This window comes from uncultured Shimia sp., assembly GCF_947498095.1.
GTDB lineage: Bacteria > Pseudomonadota > Alphaproteobacteria > Rhodobacterales > Rhodobacteraceae > Shimia.
Window position 1 is genome coordinate 107469 of record NZ_CANMJE010000009.1, and the last position, 13781, is coordinate 121249.

The 13781-nt window shown below is 56.9% G+C and carries 19 protein-coding genes; 16 read left to right on the plus strand and 3 right to left on the minus strand.

Features of this window, described 5'->3' with window-relative positions; all coding sequences use genetic code 11:
• Window positions 1-55: 55 nt before the first annotated feature.
• A complete protein-coding gene (locus tag Q0932_RS15415; protein ID WP_299355023.1) occupies window positions 56-937 on the minus strand; it encodes a DMT family transporter in 882 nt (293 codons plus the stop codon).
• Window positions 934-1818, minus strand: coding sequence for a LysR family transcriptional regulator (locus tag Q0932_RS15420; protein ID WP_299355026.1), 885 nt, complete (start codon window positions 1816-1818; stop codon window positions 934-936). Before Q0932_RS15420 ends, Q0932_RS15415 begins: the two co-directional genes overlap by 4 nt.
• Window positions 1819-1930: 112 nt before the next feature.
• On the opposite strand from Q0932_RS15420, the gene Q0932_RS15425 reads away from it, so the two are divergent.
• Window positions 1931-2473, plus strand: a complete 543-nt coding sequence (locus Q0932_RS15425; protein WP_299355029.1) for an NAD(P)H-dependent oxidoreductase — start codon at window positions 1931-1933, stop codon at window positions 2471-2473.
• Window positions 2474-2593: 120 nt separating this feature from the next.
• Here Q0932_RS15425 and Q0932_RS15430 read toward each other — a convergent pair whose 3' ends face one another.
• Window positions 2594-3130: a prolyl-tRNA synthetase associated domain-containing protein gene (locus Q0932_RS15430; protein WP_299355032.1), complete on the minus strand. Its 537-nt coding sequence runs from the start codon at window positions 3128-3130 to the stop codon at window positions 2594-2596.
• A 129-nt stretch (window positions 3131-3259) separates the two neighbouring features.
• On the opposite strand from Q0932_RS15430, the gene Q0932_RS15435 reads away from it, so the two are divergent.
• The 15 genes from Q0932_RS15435 to rpmE all read left to right on the plus strand — a co-directional run bounded on the left by Q0932_RS15435 (window position 3260) and on the right by rpmE (window position 13751).
• Complete coding sequence (locus tag Q0932_RS15435; protein ID WP_299355035.1) at window positions 3260-4564, plus strand: NADH:flavin oxidoreductase/NADH oxidase family protein; 1305 nt, start codon at window positions 3260-3262, stop codon at window positions 4562-4564.
• A 185-nt stretch (window positions 4565-4749) separates the two neighbouring features.
• The gene (ffh, locus tag Q0932_RS15440; protein WP_299355038.1) at window positions 4750-6267 is read left to right on the plus strand and encodes a signal recognition particle protein; all 1518 of its coding nucleotides are present in this window, start codon (window positions 4750-4752) and stop codon (window positions 6265-6267) included.
• A gap of 4 nt (window positions 6268-6271) precedes the next feature.
• Window positions 6272-6823 carry a GNAT family N-acetyltransferase gene (locus Q0932_RS15445; RefSeq protein ID WP_299355041.1) on the plus strand — a complete coding sequence of 184 codons (552 nt, stop codon included), beginning with the start codon at window positions 6272-6274 and terminating at the stop codon, window positions 6821-6823.
• Window positions 6820-7338, plus strand: coding sequence for a GNAT family N-acetyltransferase (locus Q0932_RS15450; RefSeq protein WP_299355044.1), 519 nt, complete (start codon window positions 6820-6822; stop codon window positions 7336-7338). The genes Q0932_RS15445 and Q0932_RS15450 overlap by 4 nt, the downstream gene beginning before the upstream one ends.
• Window positions 7338-7943: a GNAT family N-acetyltransferase gene (locus Q0932_RS15455; protein WP_299355047.1), complete on the plus strand. Its 606-nt coding sequence runs from the start codon at window positions 7338-7340 to the stop codon at window positions 7941-7943. The genes Q0932_RS15450 and Q0932_RS15455 overlap by 1 nt, the downstream gene beginning before the upstream one ends.
• On the plus strand, window positions 7936-8232 hold the full coding sequence (locus tag Q0932_RS15460) for a chorismate mutase (protein WP_299355050.1): 297 nt from the start codon (window positions 7936-7938) through the stop codon (window positions 8230-8232). Before Q0932_RS15455 ends, Q0932_RS15460 begins: the two co-directional genes overlap by 8 nt.
• Window positions 8233-8304: 72 nt before the next feature.
• Window positions 8305-8697 carry a 30S ribosomal protein S16 gene (gene rpsP, locus Q0932_RS15465; RefSeq protein ID WP_299355053.1) on the plus strand — a complete coding sequence of 131 codons (393 nt, stop codon included), beginning with the start codon at window positions 8305-8307 and terminating at the stop codon, window positions 8695-8697.
• A gap of 17 nt (window positions 8698-8714) precedes the next feature.
• On the plus strand, window positions 8715-9344 hold the full coding sequence (gene bluB / locus Q0932_RS15470) for a 5,6-dimethylbenzimidazole synthase (RefSeq protein ID WP_299355056.1): 630 nt from the start codon (window positions 8715-8717) through the stop codon (window positions 9342-9344).
• 107 nt (window positions 9345-9451) lie between these two features.
• Window positions 9452-9955 (plus strand): ribosome maturation factor RimM, encoded by a 504-nt coding sequence (rimM, locus tag Q0932_RS15475; RefSeq protein ID WP_299355059.1) that lies wholly within the window; start codon window positions 9452-9454, stop codon window positions 9953-9955.
• Window positions 9956-10765, plus strand: a complete 810-nt coding sequence (locus Q0932_RS15480; protein ID WP_299355061.1) for a hypothetical protein — start codon at window positions 9956-9958, stop codon at window positions 10763-10765.
• Window positions 10766-10768: 3 nt separating this feature from the next.
• A complete protein-coding gene (locus Q0932_RS15485) occupies window positions 10769-11578 on the plus strand; it encodes a sulfotransferase (protein WP_299355064.1) in 810 nt (269 codons plus the stop codon).
• On the plus strand, window positions 11575-12381 hold the full coding sequence (gene trmD, locus Q0932_RS15490; RefSeq protein ID WP_299355067.1) for a tRNA (guanosine(37)-N1)-methyltransferase TrmD: 807 nt from the start codon (window positions 11575-11577) through the stop codon (window positions 12379-12381). Before Q0932_RS15485 ends, trmD begins: the two co-directional genes overlap by 4 nt.
• Before the next feature lie 76 nt (window positions 12382-12457).
• Window positions 12458-12790: a YegP family protein gene (locus tag Q0932_RS15495; protein WP_299355069.1), complete on the plus strand. Its 333-nt coding sequence runs from the start codon at window positions 12458-12460 to the stop codon at window positions 12788-12790.
• Between the two features lie 353 nt (window positions 12791-13143).
• On the plus strand, window positions 13144-13518 hold the full coding sequence (rplS, locus tag Q0932_RS15500) for a 50S ribosomal protein L19 (protein WP_299355072.1): 375 nt from the start codon (window positions 13144-13146) through the stop codon (window positions 13516-13518).
• Between the two features lie 11 nt (window positions 13519-13529).
• Complete coding sequence (gene rpmE / locus Q0932_RS15505) at window positions 13530-13751, plus strand: 50S ribosomal protein L31 (RefSeq protein WP_299355075.1); 222 nt, start codon at window positions 13530-13532, stop codon at window positions 13749-13751.
• The last annotated feature ends 30 nt before the right edge of the window (window positions 13752-13781 follow it).

A 13781-nucleotide genomic window follows, 5' to 3' on the forward strand; every position in this document is an offset into this window, starting at 1 on the left:
CTCCTTTGCGCCTATCTTGACGCAAGCCCGCGATCCCTACCTTGATACCGCGCAATCAATGCTCGTTTCTGAGCAACAAAAGCAATGCAACGACTGTCATCGCAACACCAAACAGCACGTATCCGGTCGGCGTGCCGTGGCGCAGCGCGATCTCCCAACAGATGACCCAAGTTGGCACCAAATATGTATAGGCCATGACCTTGGCAGATGGCAGATTGAGCGTTGCGAACTGTAACAACACAAACGTGGCCGCAGACGCAAAAATCGCAAGGTAGAAAACCGTGATCCAGACAATTCCCGGCAACGAAACCCAATCCGTCGCGCGAATATCGCCCCAGCCATAGAGTGTCAGGCCCGCCAAACCTGCGATCAACATACCAAATGTAAACACAACTGCCGGCTCGCCACGATTAAGCTTGCGCACCATCGGCGTATAGATCGCATGTGCAACACAGCCCCAGAAGTAATAGATTTCCCCCTGTCCCACACGAAACCGCAGGAACGCCGACCAGTCAGCCCGAAAAATCACCCAAAGCGCACCGATGGCCCCAATGGTTAGGGCCAGTGCCATCCGCCGCGTGGTGATCTGTTTCAACAACACATAGCCAAACCCTGCGGACATCAAAGGTGTGAGCGTAAAGACGGCCGCGGTGCTGATCGGAGCAGCCGTTTTGAGACCCTCGAACATCAACACGAAATAGGCCGCAAACAGCCCGCCCAGCACAAGATATCGCCACGGTGCCTGCCACGCGCTGCGCGGCAGGCCTGTGGTGGCCAACGCCACGGCTCCGATCACAATCGCAGCGATCAGAAAGCGCAGCGCATTCAGCGCGGTTGGTGCAATTTCATTTGCCGCAAGCGACCCCAGCGAAAAGGACCCGGCCACAAGAGCCGAGAACAACAGCATGGCAAGATGTCCGCGGGATGTCGCGGTCATAGACAGACCCAGTTCAACGCAGCCTGCTCTTTAAGGAAGGCAACAAAAGCCTGAACCTTGGTCGTTCGGTGCAGGTCCACATGGGTTACCAGCCACAACTCACCACTCCAGTCCTCGCGGCTTGGGAAAACCTCAAGAAGCTCGGGATGTTCATGTGCCGTCCACTGCGGCAGAAACCCTATCCCGGCCCCCGACAGCACCGCCTGTTCACTCGCCACGGCATCGGTCGTCCGAAACATGATTTGTTCGGGTTTCAGGTGATCCTTCATCCACACAGCGAAGGGTGCCTTTATTCGATCATCGTCTGGCCCAACAAACCGATGACCCGCAAGGTCATTCTCGTCCTTTGGCAGTCCAAAGCGCTTTTCATAGGCAGGGCTGGCATATAGCCCCAGCCTCAGACGACCCAAGGATTGAACAACATTGTCGAGTTCTTGTGGCTGAGGGCCGGCGCGCAAGGCGACGTGTGCCTCACCATATTCCAGCCGAAACAGGCGCGCGCCCGTTCGGTATCGCACGACAACGTCAGGGTACAATTCCTGAAAGTCGGTCAGAACCGGCGCCATCAGTTGTGCCATACTTTCCAGCGTTGTCACGACCAGTTCACCTGAAACTTCAGACCCGCTGCCCTTAAGGCGCCCTTCCAACTGGTTGAACTGGTCATCTGTGGCTTTGGCAACCAGCAACAAGTCTTCGCCCGCCTCTGTGGCAGTGTATCCACGCGCATGGCGCTGAAACAGTTTGATGCCCAGTTTGCCTTCGAGAGCGTCAATGTGGCGGATGACAGTGGCATGATGCACACCCAATACGTCCGCCGCGCCACTCACCGTTCCCATGCGGGCGACCTGATACGCCGTGCGGATTTCGTCCCAGTTGTCCATATTCAGCCCTGTGCAATTTTAAACATTACCCGTGCAGAATTCCAAATTGTGTTCGTTTTCGCAATATCTATTTGAGGGGAACAACAAGAATTCAAATCAGGACACATCCACAATGACCCATACAGTCTTGCACATCGACGCCTCGGCCCGCCATGACGGTTCGCTCTCACGGGCGCAATCCACCGCAATTGTTGCCCAACAAGAGGCCGACACCGTTCTTACCCGCGATCTGGCAGATGGTCTGCCGTTTCTTGATCCGATTTGGGTGCAGTCGACCTTTGTTGCACCCGATGACCGTGATGCTGCACAGGCTCAGGCGCTGGAGCTCTCAGATCGTCTGGTGAAAGAAGTGCAAGAGGCGGACACAATTGTCATCGGCACCGCGATGTACAATTTTTCCATTCCAGCCGTGCTGAAGGCGTGGATCGACCAAATCTGTCGCGCGGGTGTGACCTTTGCCTATACCGAAAATGGCCCCGAAGGGCAGCTGAAAGGTAAGAAGGCGATCATCGCCATTGCCACGGGCGGCACGCCGCTCGGTTCGGACTTTGACTTTGCCAGTGGGTACCTGCGCTTTGCTCTGGGGTTTGTCGGCATCACTGATGTCACCATTCTGGACAAAGACGGCACAGCAATCGAAGCCAAAGCTGCTTAAGCAACTGCCTGTCTATTTGACCGGCTTGACCGACCGGGCCTCCCAAGGGTCCGGCGGGCAGATTTTCCGGATTTCTGTTGCACCACAACAGTCAAAGCGCAGTCGGTCACCCCAAGAGCGTTAGGCGAGGTCCAGCCAGTCCGGCTGCACATCAGCGCGCTCAAAAAATGTCATCAAGTCCACCGGCGTCATGCCAATCGTGCGATCATTGACCAATGGATGCATGTAAACGCGGTCAGCTTTCTTGGCCCTTGCATCCATAAAGAACCGAACGCCTTGTCCTGCGCCATTGACCATCGCCAATGGGCTGACCGCGCCCGGCCGGATGCCCAGGTTTTGCATCAATCGATCGGCTGATCCAAAGGACAGGTTCCCAACGCCCAACTCTGCCCCTAACGTTTTCAGATCGATCACGTGATCCTGTTCCAGCGTCACCAGATAGTTCCGCTTTTTCTTATCTCGCAGATAGAGATTCTTGAGCCGAAACGGCGTCTCGCCCGCCACCACCAAGTCGGCCTCAACCTGTTTGGCATCCTCGACGGTGCGCAATGGTACATGCTCGTGGTATGTGAAATCCAAGCCCCAGCCGCGTAACCTGCCCAAAAGCGCATCTGAACTGACGGGCAGGCTGTCTTGAAAAGCGGGCGATGCATCCATGGGGCCGGTTCCTGTGTTTGTGTGGTGCATTTAGTGCAGGCTTGATTGTCGATCTGCAAGCCCAAGCGTTGTACTTAACCCGTCAGGGCATATGTTTGCCCTCTGACCTAAATGCAAAGGCCACTGTTCATGACCAGCCCGCTCGCTGCGCCGATCACGCTGCCTAATGGCACCGTGCTAAAGAACCGCTTTTGCAAAAGTGCCATGACCGAGGCAATGGCCGGCAAAGATGATGCCCCCAACGACCGGCATCTGACCCTTTATGACCGTTGGGCCAAGGGTGGCTTGGCTTTGCAGGTCACCGGCAACGTGATGGTGGATCGCCGTTATCTGGAGCGCCCCGGCAATGTTGTGGTGGAAGACGAGGGCGATCTTGCGGCGCTGTCGCAATGGGCCGAGGCCTCAAAACGCAACGCGACGCAAGCCTGGGTTCAGATCAATCATCCCGGCCGGCAATGCCCGATGGTGGTGAATGCACGGCCCTTGTCACCGTCGTCGGAAAAGCTGCGCATGTTGGGGTTGTTCGCCAAGCCGCGCGCCATGACGGTTGAGGATATTCATGAGGCCATCGCGCGCTACGCGGAAACCGCACGGATTGTGCATAAGGCCGGATTTGATGGTGTCCAAATCCACGCGGCCCACGGCTATCTGATCAGCCAATTCTTGTCGCCCAACATCAACAAACGCACTGACGAATGGGGCGGCGCACTGGAAAACCGCGCACGGCTCTTGCGATCAGTGGTGCATGCAACACGCGACGCCGTGGGCGCGGACTGTCCTATCGGGGTCAAACTGAACTCGGCGGATTTCCAGAAAGGCGGGTTCAGCCTTGAGGATTGCAAACAGGTGGCGCAGTGGCTGCAGGAGGATGGCATAGATCTTTTGGAAATCTCGGGTGGCACCTATGAAGAGATGAGTTTTGCCACCGCTACCCCCAAGCAGCCGCAACGAGAAAGCACCAAAGCACGCGAGGCGTTTTTCCTAGAATATGCGCGTGAGATCCGCCAGGTGGTGAGTATTCCGCTAATGGTAACGGGCGGATTTCGCAGTCGTGCGGCGATGGAAGAGGCCCTGACCGAAGATGGGATCGACATGATCGGATTAGCCCGCCCGCTTTGTGTGCATCCAGATGCTGTGTCAGAACTGATCAATGGAGATGTCGCAAAAATCGGCGTCGATGAGGATGACCTGGCCCTTGGATCGGGCAAGTGGGGTGTCAACGCGCAGAACTGGCTGATCGCACTGGTCAACACAGTGGCGAGGGTCGAGTATTATGTCTGGCAGATGGATCGCATGGCCATTGGGCAAGAGCCTGACCTGTCCTCGCGTGTCGGCGCCTTGAAGCTGACGTTTGGATACCTCGGCAAAAGCACATTTGGCGCTCTGCGTCGTAAAACCGTCGCAGGCAAGAGGCGCAGCGCCTCGGGTGCTTGACTCGCCGCGCACACGAGCGTAAATGCCCCCTAACTCCGGGAGTCTGTCAAAACTTCCGGTCCCATGGCCCTTGGGCCGGGATCGCCCCCCGTCAGCGCGTTGCGCCCACGGGGGACATTGGCGTTTGGGCGGTTCGTGCTTAAGTTCGGACCATGTTGGAAACGGTGTAAAGGAGCCGCTGAGCGATGTTTGAGAATCTAAGCGAACGCCTGTCTGGTGTCTTTGACCGTCTGACCAAGCAGGGCGCCCTGTCAGAAGACGACGTCAAAACCGCCCTTCGCGAAGTGCGTGTCGCCCTTCTTGAGGCCGATGTATCGCTGCCTGTTGCCCGCGACTTTGTTAAAGCCGTGCAAGACAAGGCCACTGGCCAATCGGTAACCAAATCCGTGACCCCCGGTCAGCAGGTCGTCAAAATCGTGCACGACGAGCTAAAGCACGTTCTGCAAGGCGGCGACGAAGAGCCCGGTGAACTCAAGATCGACAACCCGCCTGCCCCGATCCTGATGGTCGGCCTGCAAGGCTCGGGTAAGACCACAACAACTGGTAAACTCGCCAAACGTCTGACCGAAAAGAACGGCAAGCGCGTTCTGATGGCCTCGCTCGACATCTATCGCCCTGCCGCGATGCAACAGCTGCAGGTTCTGGGTACACAGATTGGTGTCGACACCCTGCCGATCGTGGCTGGCGAAAGCGCGGTGCAGATCGCCAAACGCGCCAAGCAACAGGCGACTTTGGGCGGTTATGACGTTTACATGCTCGACACCGCCGGTCGCTTGCAGATCGACGAAGTCCTCATGCAAGAGGTCGAAGATGTGCGCGACGCGGTGAACCCGCGTGAGACTCTGCTGGTGGTCGATGGCCTGACAGGTCAGGTCGCCGTGGAAGTCGCGGAAGAGTTTGACGGCAAGATCGGCATCTCGGGTGTTGTTTTGACCCGGATGGATGGCGATGGCCGTGGCGGCGCAGCGCTTTCGATGCGCGCTGTGACTGGCAAGCCGATCAAATTCGTTGGTCTTGGCGAAAAGATGGACGCGCTGGAAACCTTTGAGCCTGACCGCGTCGCGGGCCGCATCCTTGGCATGGGCGACATCGTCGCGCTGGTCGAAAAGGCGCAAGAAACCATTGAGGCCGAACAAGCCGAACGCATGATGAAGCGCTTTGCCAAAGGCCGCTTCAACATGAACGACATGAAAATGCAGCTCGAGCAGATGCAAAAGATGGGTGGCATGGAAGGCCTGATGGGCATGATGCCCGGCATGGCAAAGATGGCCAAGAACGTGCAGGACGCAGGTTTCGACGACAAGATGATCGTGCGTCAGATCGCCATGGTCCAGTCGATGACCAAGATGGAGCGTGCAAACCCTCAGATCCTTCAGGCGAGCCGCAAGAAACGCATCGCCGCCGGATCCGGTATGGAGGTCAGCGACCTCAACAAGCTGTTGAAAATGCAACGCCAGATGTCCGACATGATGAAAAAGATGGGCAAGATGGGCAAAGGCGGAATGCTCAAGCAAGCCATGAAAGGCATGATGGGCAAAGGCGGCGACCCGATGGCGGGTATGGACCCCTCGGCCATGGACCCCAAGGCGCTGGAGCAAGCAGCCAAAGCGATGGGCGGCAAAGGTGGCCTGCCCGGTGGTCTGCCGGGTCTGGGCGGCGGCGGACTGCCTCCGGGCCTCAGCGGTTTCGGGAAGAAGAAATAGCTTCATGACCGCCACCTTCTCCATACCCACGCTTGAATCCGAACGGCTGATCCTTCGCGCCCCTGCGGAAAAGGATTTTGAGGCCGAGGCCGCGTTCTATGCGTCGGATGCATCCAGTTTCGTTGGTGGCCCCAAACGGCCCGACGAAACATGGCGCATGCTATGTTCGCTAGTGGGACATTGGGCATTCCGTGGCTATGGTCTCTGGGCGGTGGATGACAAGAAAACGGGTGCGTATCTGGGCAAGGTTGGCCTCTGGTGCCCTGACGGTTGGCCCGAGCCAGAAATCGGCTGGTCGCTGCTGCCTGAAGCCTGGGGCAATGGATTTGCCACTGAGGCCGCCATAGCGGCGCGGGACCATGCCTATAGTACGCTCGGCTGGAAAACGGCGATCTCACTGATCGACCCCGCCAACGCTGCCAGCGAAGCAGTTGCCAAGCGCCTCGGTGCATCGTTCGAGACCACTTATGAGCATCCCGCATTCGGCAGCATGTATATCTGGCGCCACCCTTCTGCGGATGACCTCGCGGCCGGCGGCATGGAGGCCTATGCATGACCTCTTTTGCCATCCCTACTGTCGAGACCGATCGTCTGATCCTGCGTGCGCCGAAGCTGTCGGACCTGCCGCGCATGGAAGCGTTCTTTGCCAGCAAGCGCAGCGCCTATGTCGGCGGCCCGCGCGATGCAATGGCCTGTTTCACCAGCCTGACCAGCCGCATTGGCCACTGGGCAGTTCGCGGCTTTGGGTTGTGGCATTTCGAAGACAAGACTACGGGCACTTTCATGGGCTGGGCCGGCATCATCGATGCCCCCGGCTGGCACGAACCTGAACTGGGCTGGAGCGTCATGGAAGATGGCGAGGGCAAAGGCTATGCCTCGGAAGCCGTTTTGGCCGCGCGCGACTATGTCGCCCGCCATTTCGGACTGGGCCACCTGATGAGTTACATCGCCCCTGCCAATGACCGGTCCATCACTATGGCCAAACGGCTGGGTGCAGAATTTGAGCGCGAACATTCACTGATGGGCAAATCCTGCCACATCTATCGTCATCCCAAAGTGGAGACAGTGTAATGGCCACGAAAAACATCCCTATCCTTGAGACCAAACGTCTCGTGCTGCGCGGTCCGGACGCGGAGGACTATGCTGCGTTCAAAGCGACGTTCGCGTCGTATCGCTCGCGATTCATGGGCGGTCCGTTGAACCCTTATGAAACCTGGATGCTCTATGCCGCCGAGATCGGCCATTGGACCATTCGCGGCTACGGCATGTGGATGATCCACGACAAAGAGACCGACGAAACCTATGGCATGGCAGGCGGTTGGATGCCGGCAGCCTGGCCGGAAAAGGAAATTGCCTGGATCATCTGGCCGTCGGCTGTTGGCCACGGTTATGCGCTCGAGGCTGCACATGCGGCGCGCAAGTATTTCTACAACGAGCTGGGATGGGATGGGGCCGTGTCTTATCTCGATCCCAAGAACCTCGACTCGATCCGGCTGGCCGAACGCCTTGGCGCGGTAAAAGACAAAGAAGCCGCCTCCGTCGATGGCAATGACGTGGTCTATCGCCACCCGAGCGCCGAACAACTGGCAAACAGCCAGATCAATGACGGCATCGAAATGGAGATCAGCCACTACGCCGACCCATTGTTCAAACCGAAAGGATACGCCCTTGACTGACGCCGTGACCCGCGCCGCCGAGGTGCTGAAAGACCATCGTGAAAGCATCGACCGTCTGGATGCGATCCTTGTCTATACGCTGGGCGAGCGGTTCAAGCACACCCAAGCCGTCGGACAGCTTAAGGCCGAACATGACCTACCGCCTTCGGATCCGGCGCGCGAAGCCAAACAGATTTCCCGGCTCGAGGATATGGCAGAGCGCGCCAATCTTGACCCGGAATTCGCCAAGAAATTCCTGAACTTCATCATTGATGAGGTCATCAGGCACCACAAGAAACATCAAGGGTAACAAAGGGTTACCCGGACAACAGGAATGACGGGGGAAACCCCTCAAATAGCTTAGGAACAGGAGATACACACCATGGCTATGAAAATTCGTCTCGCCCGCGGCGGCTCGAAAAAACGTCCTTTCTATCGCGTTGTTGCGGCTGACAGCCGTATGCCTCGTGATGGCCGTTTCATCGAAAAACTGGGCACCTACAACCCGCTTCTGCCAAAAGACAGCGAAGAGCGCGTGAAGCTGAACATGGAACGCGTTCAGTACTGGCTGGACCAAGGCGCCAAGCCTTCTGACCGTGTTGCACGTTTCCTCGAAGCCGCTGGCACGCTGGAAAAATCTGAGCGTAACAACCCTCAGAAAGCCGAGCCTGGCCAAAAAGCCAAGGACCGCGCTGAAGAGAAAGCCGCCAAAGCCGCAGAAGCGACTGAAGCAGCCGAAGCGCCTGCGGAAGAAGAAGCAGCCGCAGAAGAATAAGCCGGGATCGTTCTGGAATGACCACTTTTTCAACTGCATTCCAGAAAGACCTGACGCAGCTTATGAAATGGCGCCGCGATGTGCGCCATTTCAAAACCGATCCGGTAGACGAGGCACTCTTGCAAGAGTGCCTCGATGCCTTTCTGATGGCGCCCTCGGTCGGCCTATCTGAACCTTGGCGCCTTATTCGGATCGAAAGCCATGCGGCAAGGACCGCAGCGCTTGAAAACTTCAAAGCTGAAAATGACAAGGCTCTGACGGGATACCGCGGTGAGAAAGCAGCGCTTTATGCCTCGCTAAAGCTTTCTGGCATGGCCGAAGCGCCAGTGCAGTTTGCCATCTATTGCGACGACGGAACGACAAAAGGCGATGGGCTGGGTGCGGGCACGATGCCCGAAACCCGCAAATATTCAGTGGTCAGTGCCATCAACTTGTTTTGGCTCGCAGCGCGTGCCAGAGGATTGGGCGTGGGATGGGTCTCAGTTTTAGACCCTGAACGGCTTGGTCGTGATCTGGACGTTGAAGGCGACTGGACCTTCGTCGCGTATCTTTGCGTTGGCTATCCAAAGACCTCATCGGACCATCCTGAACTTGAACAACTTGGATGGGAAGATCGGCGCAATGCCCTTCCAATACTTACCCGATAATGCCTGAACCGCGGCGATAGCGCGCAATCCTCTCTGAGCCGGACGCTCTCGGGTTGCCCTTGTAGGCCGGATCATGGAAACTGATAACAAGAAGCGGCGGATTGAATATGACAGACATGGTTTGTGTCGGAGCAGTGGCTGGGGCCTATGGCGTGCGCGGTGAAGTACGGCTCAAGAGCTTTACGGCAGACGCCGAAGCCATTGCCGACTATGCGCCTCTGCAAACCGAAGATGGCATGCGCGAGTTTGGCGTTAGCGTAACCCGAGCCATCAAAAACGGACTTGTCGCCCGACTGACCGGCGTCTCCACGAAAGAAGATGCCGACGCTCTTAAGGGTGTTCGCCTTTATGTGCCTCGAGACCGGTTGCCTGATTTGCCGGACGATGAATTCTACTATGCAGATCTGATCGGCCTTGAGGTACGCGACACGGGAGGAACCGTGCTTGGGCATGTCAAATCCGTGCAAAATCACGGTGCTGCCGATCTGTTAGAGATCCATGGCCCTGATCTGAAGTCCACGGTCCTCTTGCCGTTTACACATGAGGTCGTGCCAACCATCGACATGGAAGCCGCGCGGATCATTGCCGACCCGCCTGAGGGGCTTTTCTGAATGGTGCGAATGTTGGTTCACGCCGGATTTCACAAAACCGGCACCACAAGCGTGCAACGTATGCTGGCCCATAACAAGCGCTTGCTGGGTCGGGAGGCCCACATCGTTTTGCGCAAGCACATCATGTCGATTTGCGAAAACGCACGTGCCTTTTCAGCAAGCCGGGACAAGCTGGACTTACTGGCCTTTACCTATGAGCTCTCCGACTTTCTCGACCGGTACAAGGACGGCCCGGACAAGCACATCTGCATCAGTTCCGAAGACCTGATCGGTCACATGCCCGGACGGCGCAAACTGACAACCTATGACGCCGCCCCGATCCTGATGAAGGCCTTTGTGCACACGGTTGAACGTGTCATGCCCGAGCCACCCGAGATGATCTTTTACTTCTCGACACGGGAAGCCTCGAGCTGGCTCACATCCTGCCACACCCAGCATCTACGGGCGGTCAGGATGACCATGACAACCCAAGAATACATTGACGCCTATGCCGACAGTGCCCGACTGGACCGGATCGTCGACATGGTGAAAATTGCCGTCAAACCTCACCGGGTTGAAACTGCCCCCTTGGAGCGCTTGACCAAGATGCCGCTTGGACCTTTGACGCCGATCTTGGACCTGTTGGACATCTCACCTGGTATCCGCCGAAAGTTGAAACCACTGCCCCCTGCAAATGTCTCGGTGTCCGAGGATTTGCGCAACGAGTTCCTGCGCATCAATCAAAGTGATTTGGACTATGACAAGATGCGTCAAGCCAAACGTGCCGCGCGAACACGTTGGGAGAATGACCTGCAGAGTCAGGACGGCTAAACCATGCGTGTCACCACCGGCAAGATCATCATCCACGCCGGATTTCACAAAACCGGAACGTCTTCGGTACAGGCAACTCTGCGCCACAATCGGACAAATCTGAAACCACATGCCGCGCTTGCATTGAAGTGGCGCATAAAGGATCTGACCCATGCCATGCGGGGCTATTCAACCTGGCCCGATCCGATCAGCCTGATGAAAGTGACCCACCGGCTGGATCAATGGCTGAACGACATGCCCGACCTCAAGAACCGCGGACTGATCGTGTCTGCCGAGGAACTGGCCGGCCATATGCCGGGCCGCGAGGAGATTGCGGATTATTCAGCGGCTGCCGTTCTGGCACGAGAAATCAGAGACGCGTTCGTAAGACGGTACCGCCAACCTGATTTGCACTTTGTCTATACCACGCGCGCGGCATCCAGCTGGCTGAACAGCGCCTATTGGGAACATGTGAAATCGTCATCCATGACGATCACGCAGGATACCTTTCTAGGCCGCTTTCCGAACGCCGCGAACTTTGGGTCCGTGCTGGACAAAGTACAAACCGCAGTATCGCCCTACTCTGTGACACATGTGCCAATTGAGGACTGCAACACCCTCAGGTTGGGACCCGCAGAGAGACTATTAAAACTCGCTGGCCTGACCGACGCCGACCTCAAAAAGTTTGAACCAATTCTGCCCGCAAACACGCGCTTGCCGATCGGTGTTTTGCAGGAATTGCTGGACCTGAACCGCAATATCAGCGACAGGGAGGCGCGGAGCGCGGCCAAGAAAGCCGTGCTGCAGCGCCATGAAGAAAGTGCAGCCTCATGACTGACAAGCCCCGCTCGCATGGGCGAAAAACCATCACTGCGTCGTTGAAACCGCGTGAACTGATGACCCATAATCCACAGCTGGCAGGCGTCTGGACTGCGCGGATCATCACGCTATTTCCCGATGCCTTTCCCGGTGTGCTAGGCGAGAGCCTGACGGGCAAAGCGTTGAAAGACGGCAAGTGGCAGATTGAGACCACAGATTTGCGTCCCTTTGGCATTGGTAAGCACCGTAACGTGGATGACACCCCAGCAGGCGGCGGCGCGGGCATGGTGTTGCGTGCGGATGTGCTGGGCAACGCGATCGAACACACAATGCGCGCCGCGCGGGGCAACTGGCCACTTGTTTACCTCAGCCCGCGTGGACGACGCTTTGATCAAAAGGCGGCCCGCGCTTGGGCGAAATGCGACGGTATCACTATGCTGTGCGGCCGTTTTGAGGGCGTCGATCAGCGGGTTCTGGATCACTACAACATTCAAGAGGTCAGCCTTGGTGATTTTGTCCTGACCGGCGGTGAGATTGCAGCGCAAGCCATGATCGATGCGACGGTACGGCTGTTGCCGGACGTGCTCGGCAACGCCGACAGCATTGAGGACGAGAGCCATTCAAACGGTCTTTTGGAGCATCCGCAGTACACCCGCCCCGCCGAGTGGTTGGGTCGCGAAATCCCCGAGGTCCTGATGTCAGGGCATCACGGCAATATTGAGAAATGGCGCAAGGCTCAGGCCGAAGACCTGACCCGCCAACGGCGTCCGGACATGTGGGCCACCCATGAAGACAAGGATGAGGGTGACCAAGGGTAAACCAGAAGTCGTTGCGCATGCCCGCCTAGCCATGTTTATATCTTTGCGAACAGTTTGATTATTGGGAGATTTAGCAATGGCTGGTAAATTTGAACTCTACACCGACAAAGCGGGTGAATATCGGTTTCGTCTGAAAGCAGGCAATGGCGAGATTATTCTGGCCAGCGAAGGCTACAAGCAACGCGCCAGCGCCGAAAACGGCATTGCTTCGGTGCAGAAAAATGCCTCTGAAGATGCGCGTTACGAGCGCAAGGAAACCAAGTCGGGCAAGCATATGTTCAACTTGAAAGCCACCAACGGCCAGGTGATCGGCACGTCGGAAAGCTACGAAAGCACCTCAGGCCGCGACAATGGTATTGCTTCGGTTATGAAGAACGCACCGGGTGCTGAAACCAAAGACCTGACCTGAGGCCATCGATACAATCGAGCAGAACTTTTCAGGAAGTTCTGCTCGCGGAAGCTTTCTAGAAAAACTAGGACGCCACGCGTGGGAAGACCCTTGCCAAACCTTTAAACCTTCCATAAAAGCCGCTCATTCCCGGTCGGAGATTCCGACTCGGGTGTTTTTGGTGTTCGTGCCAAGGATCGCAACGGGTTTTCTTCTGCCTCGAGTGATTTTGGCAAAAGCGGGATCGAAGACGGACTAAGGAAAGACGGTTCACCCTCAGGCGGGCGCGCATGCGGACCCGAGCGAAGACCAGGAGCTAGAGAACCGCGCAAATCTTCGTGGATTAACCACGGGCAAAATAAGGAGCGTTTCAGATGGATCTGATCGCACAGATTGAGGCGGAACAAATTGCCGCCCTGGGGAAAGACATCCCCGACTTCAAAGCCGGCGACACCATTCGCGTCGGCTATAAAGTGACCGAAGGGTCGCGCTCGCGCGTCCAGAACTACGAAGGCGTTTGCATCGCCCGTAACAACGGCAAAGGCATTGCCGGTTCGTTCACTGTTCGTAAGATTTCTTTTGGTGAAGGTGTGGAACGTAACTTCCCACTGTTCTCGACCAACATCGACTCGATCACAGTTGTGCGTCGCGGTCGTGTACGTCGCGCCAAACTGTACTATCTGCGCTCGCGTCGCGGTAAATCCGCGCGTATCGCAGAAGACACCCACTATAAGCCCAAGCAAGCGTAAGGAGCGGTAACATGAAAAAAGACACTCATCCCGATTACCACTTCATCGACGTCAAAATGACCGACGGCACCATCCTCAAGATGCGTTCGACCTATGGTAAAGACGGCGATACGCTGTCATTGGACATCGACCCAACCGTGCACCCAGCTTGGACCGGCGGCACTTCGCGCCTGCTGGACGCTGGCGGCCGCGTGTCGAAGTTCAAAAAGAAATACGAAGGCCTGGGCTTCTAAGCACCGCTTCAAGATTTCAAACGAAGACGC

Bases quoted from the DNA above. Each gene is read 5' to 3' on its own strand.
- Q0932_RS15415 (WP_299355023.1), bottom strand. From the start codon at position 937: ATGACCGCGACATCCCGCGGACATCTTGCCATGCTGTTGTTCTCGGCT.
- Q0932_RS15420 (WP_299355026.1), bottom strand. From the start codon at position 1,818: ATGGACAACTGGGACGAAATCCGCACGGCGTATCAGGTCGCCCGCATG.
- Q0932_RS15425 (WP_299355029.1), top strand. From the start codon at position 1,931: ATGACCCATACAGTCTTGCACATCGACGCCTCGGCCCGCCATGACGGT.
- Q0932_RS15430 (WP_299355032.1), bottom strand. From the start codon at position 3,130: ATGGATGCATCGCCCGCTTTTCAAGACAGCCTGCCCGTCAGTTCAGAT.
- Q0932_RS15435 (WP_299355035.1), top strand. From the start codon at position 3,260: ATGACCAGCCCGCTCGCTGCGCCGATCACGCTGCCTAATGGCACCGTG.
- ffh (WP_299355038.1), top strand. From the start codon at position 4,750: ATGTTTGAGAATCTAAGCGAACGCCTGTCTGGTGTCTTTGACCGTCTG.
- Q0932_RS15445 (WP_299355041.1), top strand. From the start codon at position 6,272: ATGACCGCCACCTTCTCCATACCCACGCTTGAATCCGAACGGCTGATC.
- Q0932_RS15450 (WP_299355044.1), top strand. From the start codon at position 6,820: ATGACCTCTTTTGCCATCCCTACTGTCGAGACCGATCGTCTGATCCTG.
- Q0932_RS15455 (WP_299355047.1), top strand. From the start codon at position 7,338: ATGGCCACGAAAAACATCCCTATCCTTGAGACCAAACGTCTCGTGCTG.
- rpsP (WP_299355053.1), top strand. From the start codon at position 8,305: ATGGCTATGAAAATTCGTCTCGCCCGCGGCGGCTCGAAAAAACGTCCT.
- bluB (WP_299355056.1), top strand. From the start codon at position 8,715: ATGACCACTTTTTCAACTGCATTCCAGAAAGACCTGACGCAGCTTATG.
- rimM (WP_299355059.1), top strand. From the start codon at position 9,452: ATGACAGACATGGTTTGTGTCGGAGCAGTGGCTGGGGCCTATGGCGTG.
- Q0932_RS15480 (WP_299355061.1), top strand. From the start codon at position 9,956: ATGGTGCGAATGTTGGTTCACGCCGGATTTCACAAAACCGGCACCACA.
- Q0932_RS15485 (WP_299355064.1), top strand. From the start codon at position 10,769: ATGCGTGTCACCACCGGCAAGATCATCATCCACGCCGGATTTCACAAA.
- trmD (WP_299355067.1), top strand. From the start codon at position 11,575: ATGACTGACAAGCCCCGCTCGCATGGGCGAAAAACCATCACTGCGTCG.
- Q0932_RS15495 (WP_299355069.1), top strand. From the start codon at position 12,458: ATGGCTGGTAAATTTGAACTCTACACCGACAAAGCGGGTGAATATCGG.
- rplS (WP_299355072.1), top strand. From the start codon at position 13,144: ATGGATCTGATCGCACAGATTGAGGCGGAACAAATTGCCGCCCTGGGG.
- rpmE (WP_299355075.1), top strand. From the start codon at position 13,530: ATGAAAAAAGACACTCATCCCGATTACCACTTCATCGACGTCAAAATG.